Source organism: Pedobacter sp. R-06 (assembly GCF_049913135.1).
GTDB lineage: Bacteria > Bacteroidota > Bacteroidia > Sphingobacteriales > Sphingobacteriaceae > Pedobacter.
On sequence record NZ_CP183977.1, the window covers coordinates 6273096 to 6289002 of the forward strand.

At 35.3% G+C, this 15907-nt stretch carries 16 protein-coding genes; all 16 read left to right on the plus strand.

Annotated features, from left to right (window positions below; genetic code table 11):
* Window positions 1-78 precede the first annotated feature (78 nt).
* The 16 genes from ACN9MR_RS25600 to nuoH all read left to right on the plus strand — a co-directional run bounded on the left by ACN9MR_RS25600 (window position 79) and on the right by nuoH (window position 15907).
* Window positions 79-294: a hypothetical protein gene (locus tag ACN9MR_RS25600; protein WP_426327274.1), complete on the plus strand. Its 216-nt coding sequence runs from the start codon at window positions 79-81 to the stop codon at window positions 292-294.
* 73 nt (window positions 295-367) lie between these two features.
* Window positions 368-1651, plus strand: coding sequence for a hypothetical protein (locus tag ACN9MR_RS25605; protein ID WP_426327275.1), 1284 nt, complete (start codon window positions 368-370; stop codon window positions 1649-1651).
* A complete protein-coding gene (locus ACN9MR_RS25610; protein WP_426327276.1) occupies window positions 1632-2195 on the plus strand; it encodes a M15 family metallopeptidase in 564 nt (187 codons plus the stop codon). Before ACN9MR_RS25605 ends, ACN9MR_RS25610 begins: the two co-directional genes overlap by 20 nt.
* Window positions 2196-2207: 12 nt before the next feature.
* Window positions 2208-4025, plus strand: a complete 1818-nt coding sequence (locus ACN9MR_RS25615; RefSeq protein ID WP_426327277.1) for a biosynthetic peptidoglycan transglycosylase — start codon at window positions 2208-2210, stop codon at window positions 4023-4025.
* Window positions 4022-4546: a hypothetical protein gene (locus ACN9MR_RS25620; RefSeq protein ID WP_426327278.1), complete on the plus strand. Its 525-nt coding sequence runs from the start codon at window positions 4022-4024 to the stop codon at window positions 4544-4546. The genes ACN9MR_RS25615 and ACN9MR_RS25620 overlap by 4 nt, the downstream gene beginning before the upstream one ends.
* A gap of 1 nt (window position 4547) precedes the next feature.
* Complete coding sequence (locus ACN9MR_RS25625; protein WP_426327279.1) at window positions 4548-6755, plus strand: peptidase domain-containing ABC transporter; 2208 nt, start codon at window positions 4548-4550, stop codon at window positions 6753-6755.
* A gap of 13 nt (window positions 6756-6768) precedes the next feature.
* Window positions 6769-8049 carry an HlyD family efflux transporter periplasmic adaptor subunit gene (locus tag ACN9MR_RS25630; RefSeq protein ID WP_426327280.1) on the plus strand — a complete coding sequence of 427 codons (1281 nt, stop codon included), beginning with the start codon at window positions 6769-6771 and terminating at the stop codon, window positions 8047-8049.
* A gap of 245 nt (window positions 8050-8294) precedes the next feature.
* Window positions 8295-8666, plus strand: coding sequence for an NADH-quinone oxidoreductase subunit A (locus ACN9MR_RS25635; RefSeq protein ID WP_057931428.1), 372 nt, complete (start codon window positions 8295-8297; stop codon window positions 8664-8666).
* Window positions 8667-8894: 228 nt separating this feature from the next.
* Window positions 8895-9437, plus strand: coding sequence for an NADH-quinone oxidoreductase subunit B (locus tag ACN9MR_RS25640; protein ID WP_057931427.1), 543 nt, complete (start codon window positions 8895-8897; stop codon window positions 9435-9437).
* Window positions 9437-9937, plus strand: a complete 501-nt coding sequence (locus ACN9MR_RS25645; RefSeq protein WP_215129975.1) for an NADH-quinone oxidoreductase subunit C — start codon at window positions 9437-9439, stop codon at window positions 9935-9937. Before ACN9MR_RS25640 ends, ACN9MR_RS25645 begins: the two co-directional genes overlap by 1 nt.
* Window positions 9938-9940: 3 nt before the next feature.
* Entirely contained in the window at window positions 9941-11155 is a 1215-nt protein-coding gene (locus ACN9MR_RS25650; RefSeq protein WP_426327281.1) for an NADH-quinone oxidoreductase subunit D, read from the plus strand.
* Complete coding sequence (nuoE, locus tag ACN9MR_RS25655) at window positions 11148-11663, plus strand: NADH-quinone oxidoreductase subunit NuoE (RefSeq protein ID WP_426327282.1); 516 nt, start codon at window positions 11148-11150, stop codon at window positions 11661-11663. Before ACN9MR_RS25650 ends, nuoE begins: the two co-directional genes overlap by 8 nt.
* A 125-nt stretch (window positions 11664-11788) precedes the next feature.
* The gene (gene nuoF, locus ACN9MR_RS25660) at window positions 11789-13156 is read left to right on the plus strand and encodes an NADH-quinone oxidoreductase subunit NuoF (protein ID WP_057931423.1); all 1368 of its coding nucleotides are present in this window, start codon (window positions 11789-11791) and stop codon (window positions 13154-13156) included.
* Window positions 13157-13246: 90 nt separating this feature from the next.
* Complete coding sequence (locus ACN9MR_RS25665; RefSeq protein ID WP_426327283.1) at window positions 13247-13786, plus strand: ORF6N domain-containing protein; 540 nt, start codon at window positions 13247-13249, stop codon at window positions 13784-13786.
* A 73-nt stretch (window positions 13787-13859) separates the two neighbouring features.
* Window positions 13860-14870 carry a 2Fe-2S iron-sulfur cluster-binding protein gene (locus ACN9MR_RS25670; protein WP_426327284.1) on the plus strand — a complete coding sequence of 337 codons (1011 nt, stop codon included), beginning with the start codon at window positions 13860-13862 and terminating at the stop codon, window positions 14868-14870.
* On the plus strand, window positions 14870-15907 hold the full coding sequence (gene nuoH / locus ACN9MR_RS25675; protein WP_426327285.1) for an NADH-quinone oxidoreductase subunit NuoH: 1038 nt from the start codon (window positions 14870-14872) through the stop codon (window positions 15905-15907). Before ACN9MR_RS25670 ends, nuoH begins: the two co-directional genes overlap by 1 nt.

The window sequence follows — 15907 nt, forward strand, 5'->3', positions numbered from 1 at the left end:
GGCGTTTATCGATATCGCTTAGATTATCTTGCGTGAAAGATAGTATATATCTTATTTGTAAACACAAAAAAACAAAACATGAAAAAGTTAAAATTAAATGAATCAAAGTTTGCTGGAGCGGAAATCTTGAGTAGATCAGCTTTAAAAAAAGTAATTGGAGGAGCTGGTACAATCATTGACGCTAATTGTGATAATGAATGTGCTTCAGACTGGGACTGCGCAGTTTCTACCGAGGGAGGGAGATGCGTGACCTATGCAGATGAAAAGTGTGGTTACATATCCATTTGCCAATAGGCAGAGGGCTTCACACTCATCCTATATATTTGTAGGATGAGTGTGAATTAGATAATTCTAATTATTTATTTGAATGAAAGGACATCCTACTTTTGCAATAAACTTGGAAACAAGAATTGACCGTAAGAGGCACATATTAAATCAGTTTAAATATAGGGGTGAATTTGATTTCGAGCTCATAAAGGCCAATGAACATAATATAGGGTCAATTGGATTATGGGAAACTATATTGAGTATTGTAAGAAAGGCAAAGAAAGATAAAAGGGAATATATAATTATTTGCGAAGATGATCATCATTTTACAAACTATTATAATTCAAAAAATATGGGCCAGTACATTGTTGAAGCAGATAAATTACAGGCGGATGTCTTGTTGGGTGGCGTTAGCTGGTATAAAACAGCAATGCAAGTATCAGATAATCTTTTTTGGATTGATAAATTCTCTGGGTTGCAATTTACAGTTATTTTCAGTAGGATTTTTGATGCTATCTTAGATGTTTCTTTTCGTTCTTGTGATGCTTCAGATTATAAAATTTCTGAATTAAGTTTTAATAAGTTCGTTATTTTTCCATTTATTTCAGTACAAAAAGAGTTTGGATATTCAGATATTACTTTGAAAAATAATGAAAGAGGTTATGTAAGTGATATTTTTAATAAGACTGCAACAATGTTGAATCAGCTGTCTAGGGTTAAATCATTTTATAAAGGATTTCCAACTATGCAATTGGCAATGGAACAATATAATGAAATTGAATTACCATGCTATATCTTAACCTATCCTGGAAATAGAGTGTTATCTAATGAAATCAAAAATCAATTTAGAGATAAAAATGAATTTGACTTGAATGTGATTCAAATACAAGAGCATAAATCTGAAGAGTTTGCTTTATGGGGAGGCCTTCTGAAGGCAATTCTAAATTCATCTCAAAATGACGACGATCTAATTGTTGTTTGTAGGGATGATCATAAGTTTACGAGTAGTTATTCAAAGAATGTTTTATTAAGAAATATTATTGAAGCAAATGAGCAAGGAGCGGATATATTATTTGCAGATGCGGACAGTTTTGGTCAAATTGTGCCCATTTCGGCAGAAAGATATTGGATAAACCCCATTAAATCCTCACTGTTTTTTATAGTTTACAAAAAGATGTTTAAAAAAATATTATCACATAAATTTAAATCGAGCCATAGATTATTTGAAGTGCTATCCATTTTGAGTAGTCATAAAATGTTACTGTATCCTTTTATTTCTACTTCGGTCAAGTGCGATTTAAAACCGTGCGAAAAAAAAGAAAGTAATAGACGAATGGCAGCTATTTGCGCAGCATTTAGAAAATATGAACCTAGAAATGCATAATCAATTATTTTTTGAGTTGACTGTTGAGTTACAATCAAAACTAAAAATGACCATAGATAATTGTGAAAAAAGAAATGTTAAGATGCAAATTATTGAAGGATTAAGAAATCCATTTTTGCAAGCAATTTATTGGAGGCAATCTCGGAAAATTAAGGAAATTAAGGCTAAAATAGATGAATTAAATGAAGCACAGGCTTTTTTTTTATCTTTTTGCATAAAAGCAGTTGGTTCACAATATGGAACATTTGCTACAAATGCAATACCTGGCTTTTCTTGGCATCAGTGGGGCGAAGCTGCTGACTGTGTCTGGGTTATTCAAGGAAAGAAATGTTGGGACTTAAATTTACTAGTTGATAATATAAATGGATATCGCGTTTACGCAGAAGAGGCAAGAAAAGTGGGCTTGGATTGTGGCTTTTTTTGGCCACATTTTCAAGATGCTTGTCATGTTCAGCTTAAAGAAATTGCTGGGCCGGACAAACTAATATCAATTAAAGATATTGATTTACAAATGCAGATAAGGTTCGAGGATCTAATTAAGTAAATTTCATTAATAGTGGTAATTTCTGTCAAAAATTTTTTTCTTATTATTATTTGGAGTGTTTTAAAAGAGAAAGCAAAAGCACTTTTTTTTTTAAGGCTTGAATTAAATAAAATTGCAAAAAAGTATGATGTTACTCTCTTAATTAAAGATTTTAGTTTTCACAATTTTAATACTATTGAGGTCGTTGGTATACAAATACGGCTTAAGAAATATAATGTTGATATTAAAAGCTTAGAAATAAGTTTCAGTCTTAAAGTATTATTATTTGGGAGCGGTTTTTTTAGGTCAATTACGGTGGTTGGTAATGAAATTAGAGTCACGGCATCTCAAAAATCTGATAAACAGGGAGGTAATTTTAAAGAATCGAAAATAGATGAAGAATTAGAAGTGAAATATTATTCGCTTTTTAATAAAGCCATGAGATTGTTTTTCAATATCTCTATTAACCTTGATTTAAGAAAGATTAATTTTTCAGCTATTTTTCCAGTAGGCCTTGAGTTGGATTTTAAGTGCGATAATAATAACGCAATTCTATTGGGATTTACTTTGTCTAAGCCTGATAAAACAATGTTAACATGTTTACTTGAGGGTACAATTGACCGTAAAAATAAGTCAGTTTCAATGGCTTCTAAATCTAATCTTACCCAAAGCCAATACTTTTATGCTGATATTATTTCATTTTCTTATTTAGAAAAAGAATATAGTGAAATGACTGTCATAGAAGTTGAAATTAATGCATGTAACTTGTTGATAAATCAAAAATTTTTAAGTGAAAGTGAAACAGCATTAAATGATGTGTCCTTAATTTTACAACTAGAATTTTCCAGTGAAAAATTCATTTTAACGAAAAATTCTAAAATGTTAATCAATAATATTCTATTAGGCTTCGAATTTTTTCATGAAGTTAGTGATAAGGATTTGATTAAACTAACTCTTTGTATGGAAACTGATGTAGAGAAATTTTTAAAGTCATTCCCCAAATTTCATAATGAAAATTTAAGAACAATTATTTGCTCAGGTACAGTTTTTATTGAGTGTAGGTTGATGTTTCTAATAAATGATCCCTATAATTACTTTTTCGATATTAAACTAGCTAAGGATAAATTTGTCATTCTTAACTTTGGTAAATTTGATTTATCATTATTAGATCAAACAAATAATAATTCTCTTCATCATATAATATCAAGTGATGTTTCATATAGATATACTTATGATAATGTTTGTATTCACGATATATGCCCTAAGTTATTAGATATTTTAATTTTTGTAGAAGATCCTAATTTTTACATTCACAAAGGCATTGATCCTTATTTTATTGGAGTTGCAATTGTTTCGAATATTGATAAAAGACGATTTTCAAGAGGTGGAAGTACAATTACAATGCAACTATCAAGAAATCTTTTTTTGAATCATCATAAAAATTTGTTAAGAAAAGTTGAGGAAATTTTTATTGCACTTTTAATTGAGAATTATTTCGCTATTTCTAAAAGCAGGATTTTGGAAATATATATCAATATAATAGAATTTGCTCCAAATGTTTATGGCATTAATAGTGCTAGTAATTTTTATTTTTCTAAAAAACCTAAAGATTTGACAATATTAGAATGTATTGTATTAACGTACATAATACCGCGGCCAAAGCATTTTTATGATGCCTTGAAAATTAAAACGGAACAACTTACTACTAATCTTTTTAAATATATATTGTCTTTATCAGTACGCTTATTCAATAAAGGGTTAATCACAAAATATCAAAAGGAGCAAATATTTAAGACAATAGATCACAAAAATTTACTAGATCAATTATTCACAAAAATACGACAACAATGAATACTTTAAAAAGGGAAGATATTATAGAACAATATTTTGATAAGTTTGGAACTGGACAAAAATCAATGGCAGCAAGCCCTCAGTCAATAAGATATTGCGCAAATTTAATTAGGGAAAATGGTATCAGCAGTATTTTGGATTGTGGTAGCGGTTTGAGCTCAGCCTTGTTTCATTTTCAGTTTAAAAATGTAGTGACTGTTGATGATGATAGTTTTTGGGCAAAAATGACACAAGATTTTGTGAAAATAGTTGTAGGTAAAGAAATTAGCATTAGCACCTTGTCTAACATGATGAATGAAAAATTTGATTTTATTTTTTATGATTATGGAGATATTGAAACAAGAATATACTATTTTAAACTTGTTATTTTCATGACTAAAAAATTTATCTATTTAGATGATATGCACATAAGTTATTATTATGATTATGTTACACATATTTTAAAAAATATAAGTCATGAATTAATTATATGCACGGAAGACGAATTTGGTCGATATGGTGCTTTGGTCAAAATCGGTTAAAATGCAAGCTTTTCCATTTTATAAACAACCCGATCAAATGGATTGCGGACCAACTTGTCTCCGGATGATCGCCAAATATTATGGTAAAAATTTCAGTTTACAAAAATTACGGTGTATTTCTGGGATCAATAGGGAGGGTGTATCTCTTTTAGGGGTTAGTGAAGCTGCAGAGAAAATTGGCTTTCGCACAGTTGGCGCCAAAATTACTTTGCAACAATTAAAAGAATGTGAGTTGCCAGCAATTCTACATTGGAATCAAAACCACTTTGTTGTACTTTATAAAGTCCCATCCAAGCCCTCCCCACCGGGGAGGGCTTTGTATCACATCGCCGACCCTGCTAAGGGATTAATCACTTACAGAGAAGTCGAATTCTCCAAAAATTGGTTAAGCACCCATCAAAATGGCCGTAACGAAGGCGTATTGTTAACTCTATCACCAACACCAGATTTTTATACTCAAGAAGGAGACAAAACGGAGGGATTAAACTTCAGTTACTTATTAAAATACCTTTATCGTTATAAAAACTTAATCGTTCAACTTTTCGTTGGATTGGGTGTTGGTAGTTTGCTGCAATTGATATTGCCATTTTTAACCCAATCAATTGTTGATATTGGCATCAATACCCGCAATTTAAATTTCATTTACATTATCCTCATTGCCCAAACCATGCTAATTGTTGGGCGGATGAGTGTTGATTTTATCCGTTCCTGGATTTTGCTGCATATCAGTACTAGAATCAATATCTCTATTTTAACTGATTTTTTAATCAAACTCATGAAGCTACCCATGAATTTCTTTGATTCAAAAATGACTGGAGATATCATGCAACGCATGAACGACCAGCACCGTATCGAATCATTTTTAACGGGTGCCACGTTAAATGTGATTTTCTCCATGTTCAATTTGCTAGTCTTCAGTTTTGTGTTGGCTTATTATAATTTAAGTATGTTTTTGATCTTTTTGGTCAGCAGCGGACTTTATAGCATTTGGGTGATATTGTTCCTTAAAAGACGAAGGACATTAGATTTTAAAAGATTTGATCTTTCCGCCAAAAACCAAAGTGAAATTGTTCAGTTGATCAGTGGTATGCAAGAAATTAAACTGAACAACTGCGAACAACAAAAACGTTGGGAATGGGAGCGTATTCAAGCAGGGTTATTTCGTTTTAACGTAAAGAGTTTAGCATTAGGTCAATATCAGCAGGCCGGCACTTTTTTCATTAACGAAGGCAAAAATATCCTCATTACCTTTTTGGTGGCGAAATCAGTTATCGATGGGCAATTAACCTTAGGCGCTATGATGGCTGTTCAGTACATCATTGGGCAATTGAATAGTCCGATAGAGCAGCTATTGGGTTTTATCCAACAACTTCAAGATGCAAAAATTTCACTGGAGCGATTGAATGAAATCAGAGAAATGGATGATGAAGAACCTGTAAATAAAGTTTTTGTTAAAGAACTTCCCATAAACAAAAGTATTGAATTGCAAGATTTAACCTTCACCTATCCGGGAGCGGGTAATGAACCTGTTTTGTCAAAGATTAACCTTTCCATTCCTGAAGGAAAAACGACTGCTATTGTAGGTATGAGTGGCAGCGGCAAAACTACCATATTGAAATTATTATTGCGTTTTTATGAGTCTCAAAAAGGCGACATTAAAATAGGTAATGGTTATCTCCATCAAATCAGCTTTAGGTTTTGGAGAGGAATATGTGGTGTAGTGATGCAAGATGGTTTTATCTTTTCAGATAGCATTGCTAAAAATATTGCTGTTGGTGATGAATATCCTGATCTGATTAAATTAAAACATGCCATTCATATAGCTAATATCACTGATTTTGTGGATAGTTTACCATTGAAGCTCAATACCAAAATTGGTGCCGAAGGGAATGGAATTAGCCAAGGGCAAAAGCAGCGTATTTTGATTGCCAGAGCCGTTTATAAAAATCCAGAATACATCTTTTTTGATGAAGCGACTAATGCTTTGGACGCCAATAATGAAAAAGTAATTATGGAAAATCTGGAAAGTTTTTTCAAAGGCAGAACGGTTGTGGTAGTTGCACATCGGCTGAGTACCGTTAAAAATGCAGATAATATTGTGGTATTGGATAAAGGAGTAATCATCGAGCAAGGTACCCATGCTGAATTAACTCAAAGTAAGGGTGAGTATTATCAGCTGGTTAAAAATCAATTAGAGTTGGGGAATTAATACCGATTTGAATATGCCGAACGAAATCTTTTATCAGGAAGTTAATAGTGAAGAGGTACAAGAAATTATCACTGCCGTACCCTCATGGATTTTAAGTTGGGGCATCACAATGGTATTTACGTTATTAGCTGGAATCGTTTTGTTATCGGCTTTGATCGAATATCCAGATGTAGTAAAAACTAACTTAAAAGTAAATTCTTTAAATGCGCCCAAACAAGTATTGGCTAAACAAAGTGGTAAAATTACTACACTCTTGGTTAAGGATGGAGATGGCGTTAGCGAAAACCAATCACTTGGTTTTTTAGAAAGTACGGGAGATCATAACGATGTTCTTTTGTTGAATGCAGTGCTAAAGAAACTACAGAAAGACATTCTGAATCCACAGCTTAATTCTTCATTGCCAAAAAATTTGAATTTAGGTGAACTACAAAGCAGCTATCAAAGTTTTTATCAGCAATACCTTCAGTATCAATCCACTCAAAAAAATGGGTATTACTTAAATAAGGTAGCTTATTTGGAGAAGGATCTTAAATCCATAGATGCTTTAAAATCTCAAATTATTCAACAAAAGAAAGTCCAGAAACTAGAATATGCTAATCAAGAACAGGAATATAGTGCATACCAAAAACTTTATAAAAACAAGGTGATTTCTCGCAGTGAATTTGTACAACAGGAGAATAAATATTTAGCGTCTAAATATCCATTACAGCAAACCGAGACATCAATATTAAATAATACCAGCAGTTATTCAGCTAAGGAAAAAGAATTGCTCGATTTGAAGCATACCATAACAGAAGAGCAAGCAAAGTTTATGCAAGCGCTGAACCGATGTGTGAACGAGAGCGATCATTGGATTCAGCAATACATTCTGAAATCTCCAATAAATGGCAAAGTAAGCTATGCGGGCATTATTCAACAAAATCAAAATGTGATTGCCAATCAAGAAGTTTTTATTGTCAATCCTGGTAATACTAATTTTTTTGGAGAAATTCAGATTCCTCAATATAACATGGGTAAGATACATGTAGGCGAAAGAACTTTAGTTAAACTACGAAGTTATCCTTATGAGCAATATGGAATGATTAGCGGCCGATTAACTTATATTTCTGACGTAGCTTATCGTGACAGTGTTTTTGTAGCCAAAGTGAGTTTTGAATATTTCGAAAATAAACATCCCCTTAGAAAAGTGATACTAAAAATTGGCATGCAGGCAGATGCTGAAATCATCACGGAAGAAAGTTCCTTGTTACAGAGATTTTTTAGAAATATGATTAGAATATTAAATAGTAATTAAACTTTAATCAATATGAATAGTGTTCTTTAGCATGTTAAAAATCAGGAGGTAACTCAAATTTATATTTATTCTAATTTAATTGACTTGTTTTTGGGTGTACGTAAGATATTTGGCACTATTTATATATTTTCGTAATATTTGGATTCTTTAGATTCATCTAAAGAAATACTCTAAATAACATTTTGAGCAGTGCGACTTGGTTACTCTGCCTTTTTCTTTTACTTTTGCATCACAAAATAAAAATTATGCAAGCGCAAAGTTCCTCTATAGATTTTTTACCAATTATATTTCAAGTAATTGTTGCTTTAGGTTTTGTGGTAACCACATTGGTTGCTACCCACTTTTTAGGTCCAAAACGTAAAACAAGTGATAAATTAGAAACTTTTGAGGCTGGTATTAAATCCGTAGGTAATGCACGTCAGCCTTTCTCTATCAAATATTTTGTAGTAGCTATCTTATTTGTACTGTTTGATGTGGAGGTTATCTTTATGTATCCCTGGGCGGTTAATTTCCGCACATTAAGGATGGATGGAATGATCGAAATGTTCATTTTCATGGGTACATTATTGTTAGGTTTTATCTACGTTATCAAGAAAAAAGTTTTAGACTGGAACTAGTCAGTACGCAGTTATCAATTCACAATTGGCAGTTAATAGTTCTCGGTTTATAAACTGTAAACTGAAAAATGCCAACTGAAAACTGGATGTGTATCACTTACACTAACTCATAGTTGTTTTGGTTATTTAGAAAGGTTCTAAATCGAGTAAAGCTAGTTTGTTTGCCTTTAAAATATTGTAAATTTGTTGCTCATTCTGCAAAGGGATGAGCATTTTTTGTTTATAAACATGAGTGAAATTAATATAGTTGATGCGCCTCCAGGAATAGAAGGATCTGGCTTTTTTGCCACTTCTCTTGATAAAGTGATTGGTTTGGCCCGCTCAAATTCATTATGGCCTTTACCTTTCGCAACTTCTTGTTGTGGAATCGAGTTTATGGCAACCATGGGTTCCCACTACGATCTTGGTCGTTTCGGTGCCGAACGCTTAAGCTTTTCTCCCCGTCAGGCTGATGTTTTAATGGTTATGGGAACTATTGCTAAAAAGATGGCCCCGGTATTAAAACAGGTTTATATCCAAATGGCAGAGCCACGTTGGGTAATGGCTGTTGGTGCCTGCGCAAGTAGTGGCGGTATTTTTGATACTTATTCCGTATTACAAGGTATTGATGAGGTTATTCCGGTAGATGTTTACGTTCCGGGTTGTCCGCCAAGACCTGAAGCCATTTTAGACGGTTTCCAGCGTATTCAGGATTTAGTGAAAAGTGAATCGGGCAGAAGAAGAAATTCTGACTATTACAAAGAACTTTTAGGTCAATACGGCATTAAGTAATGGAAGAAACGACACTAAATAATAATATTCTGGCAAAACTTAGTGATAAGTTTGGCGAAAAGGTAACCGGAGTTTCTGAACCTTATGGTTTGTTAACTTTTGCAACCACCAAAGATGTTATCATCAATGTATTATCGTTCCTTAAAAACGATTTGAGTTTTAATTTCTTGACCGATATTACGGCGGTTCATTATCCTGGTAAAGATCATGGTATTGCAGTGGTTTACCATTTGCACAATATGGTAGAGAAAGTTAGGATTAGGATTAAGGTTTTCATCTCGGAACAAAATCCAACTATCCCTACGGCAACAACTGTTTGGAAAGGTGCCAACTGGATGGAACGCGAAACTTATGATCTGTTTGGGGTTAAATTTGAAGGCCACCCGGATTTACGCCGTATTTTAAATATGGACGACTTGGGTGTTCACCCGATGTTGAAACAATATCCATTGGAAGATCCGAACAGAGTAGATAAAAAAGACGAATTTTTTGGAAGGTAAACTATGAATCATAACCATCCGGTATTTACAGATAACGACCCGCAAAGTGAGCTGGTAACCTTAAACTTAGGCCCAACGCACCCTGCAACACACGGCGTTTTTCAAAACGTTCTGCAATTAGATGGCGAGCGTATTGTAAGCGGCGTTTCTACTATTGGGTATATCCACCGTGCTTTCGAAAAGATTGCTGAGCATCGCCCATTTTATCAAATTACACCGCTTACCGACCGTTTAAACTATTGCTCGTCGCCTATTAACAATATGGGCTGGCATATGACGGTTGAGAAGTTGTTGAATATTCAGATGCCGAAACGTGTAGATTATCTTCGGGTAATCATTATGGAGCTTTCGCGTATTGCCGATCACATTATCTGTAACACGATTATTGGTCAGGATACCGGGGCAACCACCACTTTCTTATACTTATTCCAATTTCGTGAGCATATTTACGAGATCTTCGAAGAAGTTTGTGGGGCACGTTTAACTACAAATATTGGGCGTATTGGTGGTTTCGAAAGAGATTTCAATGATATTGCCTTTGCCAAAATCGATAAGTTTTTAAAAGAATTCCCTAATGCGTTAAAAGAGTTCGAGAATCTGTTAACACGTAACCGTATTTTTATTGATAGAACGGCCGGTGTTGCAGAAGTAACTAAAGAAACGGCTTTAGAATACAGCTGGACGGGACCGCTTTTGCGTGCTACGGGTGTAGATTATGATGTTCGCGTAAGCGATCCATATTCTTCCTATCAGGATTTCGACTTTGAAGTTCCGGTAGGTACAAGTGGCGATATTTACGACAGATATTTAGTGCGTAATGAAGAGATGTGGCAAAGTGTCCGCATCATCGAACAGGCAATTGTGAAATTAAAAACAGAGCCAAAAGGTATTTTTCATGCCGATGTTCCTGAATTTTACCTTCCTCCAAAACAAGAAGTTTACAACAATATGGAAGCATTGATTTATCACTTCAAAATTGTGATGGGTGAAATTGATGCGCCAAAAGCAGAAGTTTATCACGCAGTAGAAGGCGGAAATGGTGAATTAGGATTCTACCTGATTAACGATGGAGGCCGTACACCGTACCGTTTACACTTCCGCAGACCAAGTTTTATAAACTACCAGATGTTTGCACCAATGAGCGAGGGCATGTTATTGTCTGATGCCATTATCAACATGAGTAGTATGAATATTATTGCAGGAGAATTAGATGCTTAAAGTAGAAGAACAAACACCTGTAGTGTTTTCATCAGAATTGCTGGCCAAATTTGATGATGTAAAAAGCCGTTATCCGGAAGGTAAGCACAAATCAGCTTTGTTGCCGTTATTGCACTTGGTACAGGCTGAATACCTTTGGGTGAGTACACCAGCGATGGATAAGGTTGCCGAATATTTAAATATTCAGCCAATTGAAGTGTATGAGGTGGCAACATTTTATACCATGTACTTTTTAAAACCACAAGGCAAGTATGCCTTAGAGGTTTGCCGTACCGGTCCTTGTTGCCTGGTTGGGGCTGAGAAAATATTAAGCCACTTGGAAAACAAGTTAGGTGTTAAAGAAGGTGAAGTTACTGCCGATGGTTTATTCAGCTTTAGAGGAGTTGAGTGTTTAGCCGCCTGTGGTTTTGGTCCGGTGTTACAGATTAGCCCAGAATATACTTTCTACGAAAACCTTACCGAAGCAAGTGTAGATAAATTGATTGAAGATTTAAAGAATAAGATTTGAGAAACTAGATTTGGTATATGAGATTTGAGAAACTAGATATGAGATATGAGAAGGGCAAATGTCCTGATTTTTATCTCTCTACTAAAGTCTCATATCTTATATCTCACATCTCATATCTATAAACAATGAGCCGTAAATTATTACTTGAGCATATAAACGTACCTGGCATCAATACACTTGAAGTCTATCGTCAAAAAGGCGGGTACCGTGCTGTGGAAAAAGCCCTTAAAACTTTAACACCCGAAGAGATTGTTGAGGAAGTTAAGAAATCTGGCTTACGCGGTCGCGGAGGTGCGGGTTTCCCAACCGGGATGAAATGGAGCTTTTTGGCTAAACCAGAAGGTGTTGCACGTTATTTGGTGTGTAATGCTGATGAATCAGAGCCAGGGACTTTTAAAGACCGTTATTTGATGACTTATATTCCCCATGCATTAATTGAGGGAATGATTGTATCGAGTTTCGCATTAGGCGCTAAGGTTTCTTATATCTATGTACGTGGCGAGATGATGCCTCAGATCCGCATTTTAGAAAAAGCAATTGCTGAAGCTAAAGCAGCCGGATGGTTGGGTAAAAACATTTTAGGAACAGGTTACGATTTAGAATTATATGTTCAGCCAGGTGGCGGAGCTTACATTTGTGGCGAAGAAACTGCTTTGTTAGAATCGCTTGAAGGTAAAAGAGGTAATCCACGTATTAAACCACCATTTCCGGCAATTGCAGGTTTGTACGGTTGCCCTACAGTGGTTAACAATGTTGAATCTATTGCTGCGGTGGTGCCGATTATCAACGATGGTGGCGATGAATATGCAAAAATTGGTATCGGTAGAAGTACAGGTACAAAATTAATATCTGCATCGGGTAATTTAGTTAAACCGGGTGTTTACGAAATCGAATTAGGTTTACCGGTAGAAGAATTTATCTACTCGGATGAATATTGTGGCGGTATTGCCAATGGTAAACGTTTAAAGGCAACGGTTGCAGGTGGATCATCTGTGCCTATTTTACCTGCTAATTTAACCTTGAAATATGCTAACGGCGAACCTCGTTTAATGAGTTACGAATCGTTATCAGAAGGTGGATTTGCTACTGGTACCATGATGGGTTCAGGCGGTTTTATCGCTTTTGATGAAGATCAGTGTATTGTTAGAAATACCTGGAATTTTGCCCGTTTTTATCACCACGAAAGCTGTGGACAGTGTTCTCCTTGTCGTGAGGGTACAGGATGGATGGAAAAAGTGTTGCACAAAATCGAACACGGCCATGGTAAAATGGAAGATGTAGATTTATTGTGGGATATTCAACGCAAAATTGAAGGAAATACAATTTGTCCGCTAGGTGATGCAGCGGCCTGGCCGGTAGCCAGTGCAATTCGTCACTTCAGAGATGAATTTGAATGGCACATTAAAGAACCTGTTAAAAGCCAGAGCCAAAATTACGGTATCGCAAATTATGCAACCCCGATTGAAAAAGCTCCGGTAACGGAAGAGAAATAAATATTTAAGGTATCACAGGTTGTGATACTAAATTCTAAGGTCGCAAAATGCGACCTTAGAAAAATAACTTAACACAATGAGTATATGTAAATGAAAGAACAAATATCACCAGCAATCATCCCCAATGAAGTAATAGTTAATAAAATATATCTTTTTAGAGGAGTGAAGGTGATGTTAGATTCTGATTTGGCGGAACTCTTTGGCGTTGATACTAAACGATTAAAAGAACAAGTTAGAAGAAATATAGAGCGTTTTCCAGAACATTTTATGTTCGAACTAACAAAAGAAGAAAATGAAGTCTTAAGGTCGCAATTTGCGACCTTAAGACACGGACAACATTCAAAATACCTTCCGTTTGCATTTAGCGAACATGGTATTTTGCAACTATCGAACGTTTTAAAAAGTAAACAGGCGGTAGAAGTAAGTATTAAAATTATTGATGTGTTTGTACAGCTTAGAACGATGGTTTTAAGCAATACAGAAATAAGACTAGAAGTAGAAAAGATTAAAAAGAAGGTAGATAATCAGGATAAAAATATTGAAGTGATCTTCAGGTATTTTGATGAGCTACTAGAGCAGAAAGAAAAGCCAAGAAAAGAGATTGGTTATAAAATCTCGAAAGAGAAATAATAAGTACAAAAGGATTGCTTCGTGCCTCGCAATGACGGTAGAAGTAGAAAAAATAAAAAGAATATCATTAACCATGAGTGAAAAAGTTAAGGTTACGATAGATGGGATAACAGTAGAGGTTGATAACGGAACAACTATTCTGAACGCTGCAAGGCAGATCGGAGGGGATATTGTTCCGCCAGCAATGTGCTATTATTCTAAATTACAAGGCAGTGGTGGTAAATGCCGTACCTGTATTGTAAAAGTGACTAAAGGTTCGGAGAAAGATCCTCGCCCAATGCCGAAGTTGGTGGCTTCTTGCCGCACAACCGTAATGGATGGGATGGAAGTGCTTAACATTACTTCACCAGAAGTTCTGGAAGCACGTGCAGGTGTTGTAGAGATCTTATTGATCAATCACCCTTTAGATTGCCCTGTTTGCGATCAGGCGGGTGAATGTGATCTTCAGAACTTGGGTTATGAGCACGGTTTGCAAAAAACACGTTATGAGTTTGAGCGTCGTACTTTTGAGCGTGTCGATATAGGTGATAAAATCCAGTTGCACATGAATCGTTGTATTTTGTGCTACCGTTGTGTTTTTACGGCTGATCAGATTACCAATAAACGTGTTCATGGTATCTTAAACCGTGGTGATCACTCTGAAATTTCAACGTATATTCAACAGGCTGTTGATAACGATTTCTCAGGAAACGTAATCGATGTTTGCCCTGTAGGTGCTTTAACCGATAAAACTTTCCGTTTTAAAAACCGTGTTTGGTTTACCAAACCAGTTGATGCACACCGCGATTGTGATCACGAAAAATGCAACGGTAAGGTAACACTTTGGTACAAAGGAGCAGATGTTTTACGTGTTACCGCACGTAAAGACCAGTTTGGCGAAGTTGAAGAATTTATTTGCAATACTTGCCGTTTTGATAAAAAAGCGACTGCAGATTGGGTAATCGAACACCCAACCCATATTGATGATACTTCGGTAATTGCATCAAACCACTACGAAACATTAGTTCCTTTGCATGTAATCCAGCCGAATGAGGCATTACAAGCTGCAAATGAAATTGAATTACATAAAACAGTTAAATACTAATGGATAGCGCTTTTGTTATAGAAAAATTTATCCTGGTAGCTGTAATTTTCGGCATCAGTTTAGTTATTGCCATGTATTCTACTTACGCAGAACGTAAGGTTGCTGCATATTTACAAGATCGTTTAGGTCCGGATAGAGCGGGTCCCTTTGGTATTTTACAACCATTGGCCGATGGCGTTAAAATGTTTATGAAAGAGGAAATTATTCCTACAACATCAAACAGGTTTTTATTTATCGCTGGTCCGGGCTTGGCTTTGCTTTGCGCCTGTATTGGTACTGCAGTTATTCCATGGGGTAGCCCTGTTTTAATTGCCGGCAAAACTATTCCTTTACAGGTTTCAGATATCAATGTTGGTGTTTTATACATTTTCGGGGTTGTTTCTTTAGGTGTTTATGGTGTAATGATTGGCGGATGGGCCTCAAACAACAAATACTCTTTGTTAAGTGCTATCAGGGCAGCATCCCAGAACATCAGTTATGAAATTGCGATGGGATTATCGATCATCGCTTTGCTTTTAATGACCAATACTTTAAGCTTAAAGGAAATCGTTGATCAGCAACATGGCTGGAGATGGAATGTGTTATATCAACCACTTGGATTTCTAATCTTTATGGTTTGTTCATTTGCAGAAACCAACCGTGCTCCATTCGATTTACCTGAGTGTGAAACCGAATTAATCGGTGGTTATCATACCGAATATTCGTCAATGAAATTAGGTTTTTACCTATTTGCGGAGTATATCAATATGTTCGTTTCATCGGCAGTAATGGCAGCTTTATATTGGGGCGGCTATAACTATCCAGGTATGGATTATGTTGCAGCACATTTAGGCCCAACTTGGGCGCCACTTATAGGCACCGGAGTATTCTTTTTGAAAATTGTGTTATTCATCTTTTTCTTCATGTGGGTACGTTGGACCATCCCTCGTTTCCGTTACGATCAATTGATGAATTTAGGTTGGAAAGGTTTAATACCTTTGGCTATTGCCAATATTATAATAACAGGCGTTGTGATTGCGATTATTGAGAAGTTTTAA

Bases quoted from the DNA above. Each gene is read 5' to 3' on its own strand.
- ACN9MR_RS25600 (WP_426327274.1), top strand. From the start codon at position 79: ATGAAAAAGTTAAAATTAAATGAATCAAAGTTTGCTGGAGCGGAAATC.
- nuoH (WP_426327285.1), top strand. From the start codon at position 14,870: ATGGATAGCGCTTTTGTTATAGAAAAATTTATCCTGGTAGCTGTAATT.
- ACN9MR_RS25665 (WP_426327283.1), top strand. From the start codon at position 13,247: ATGAAAGAACAAATATCACCAGCAATCATCCCCAATGAAGTAATAGTT.
- ACN9MR_RS25670 (WP_426327284.1), top strand. From the start codon at position 13,860: ATGAGTGAAAAAGTTAAGGTTACGATAGATGGGATAACAGTAGAGGTT.
- ACN9MR_RS25625 (WP_426327279.1), top strand. From the start codon at position 4,548: ATGCAAGCTTTTCCATTTTATAAACAACCCGATCAAATGGATTGCGGA.
- ACN9MR_RS25635 (WP_057931428.1), top strand. From the start codon at position 8,295: ATGCAAGCGCAAAGTTCCTCTATAGATTTTTTACCAATTATATTTCAA.
- ACN9MR_RS25645 (WP_215129975.1), top strand. From the start codon at position 9,437: ATGGAAGAAACGACACTAAATAATAATATTCTGGCAAAACTTAGTGAT.
- ACN9MR_RS25620 (WP_426327278.1), top strand. From the start codon at position 4,022: ATGAATACTTTAAAAAGGGAAGATATTATAGAACAATATTTTGATAAG.
- nuoE (WP_426327282.1), top strand. From the start codon at position 11,148: ATGCTTAAAGTAGAAGAACAAACACCTGTAGTGTTTTCATCAGAATTG.
- nuoF (WP_057931423.1), top strand. From the start codon at position 11,789: ATGAGCCGTAAATTATTACTTGAGCATATAAACGTACCTGGCATCAAT.
- ACN9MR_RS25630 (WP_426327280.1), top strand. From the start codon at position 6,769: ATGCCGAACGAAATCTTTTATCAGGAAGTTAATAGTGAAGAGGTACAA.
- ACN9MR_RS25610 (WP_426327276.1), top strand. From the start codon at position 1,632: ATGAACCTAGAAATGCATAATCAATTATTTTTTGAGTTGACTGTTGAG.
- ACN9MR_RS25650 (WP_426327281.1), top strand. From the start codon at position 9,941: ATGAATCATAACCATCCGGTATTTACAGATAACGACCCGCAAAGTGAG.
- ACN9MR_RS25605 (WP_426327275.1), top strand. From the start codon at position 368: ATGAAAGGACATCCTACTTTTGCAATAAACTTGGAAACAAGAATTGAC.
- ACN9MR_RS25640 (WP_057931427.1), top strand. From the start codon at position 8,895: ATGAGTGAAATTAATATAGTTGATGCGCCTCCAGGAATAGAAGGATCT.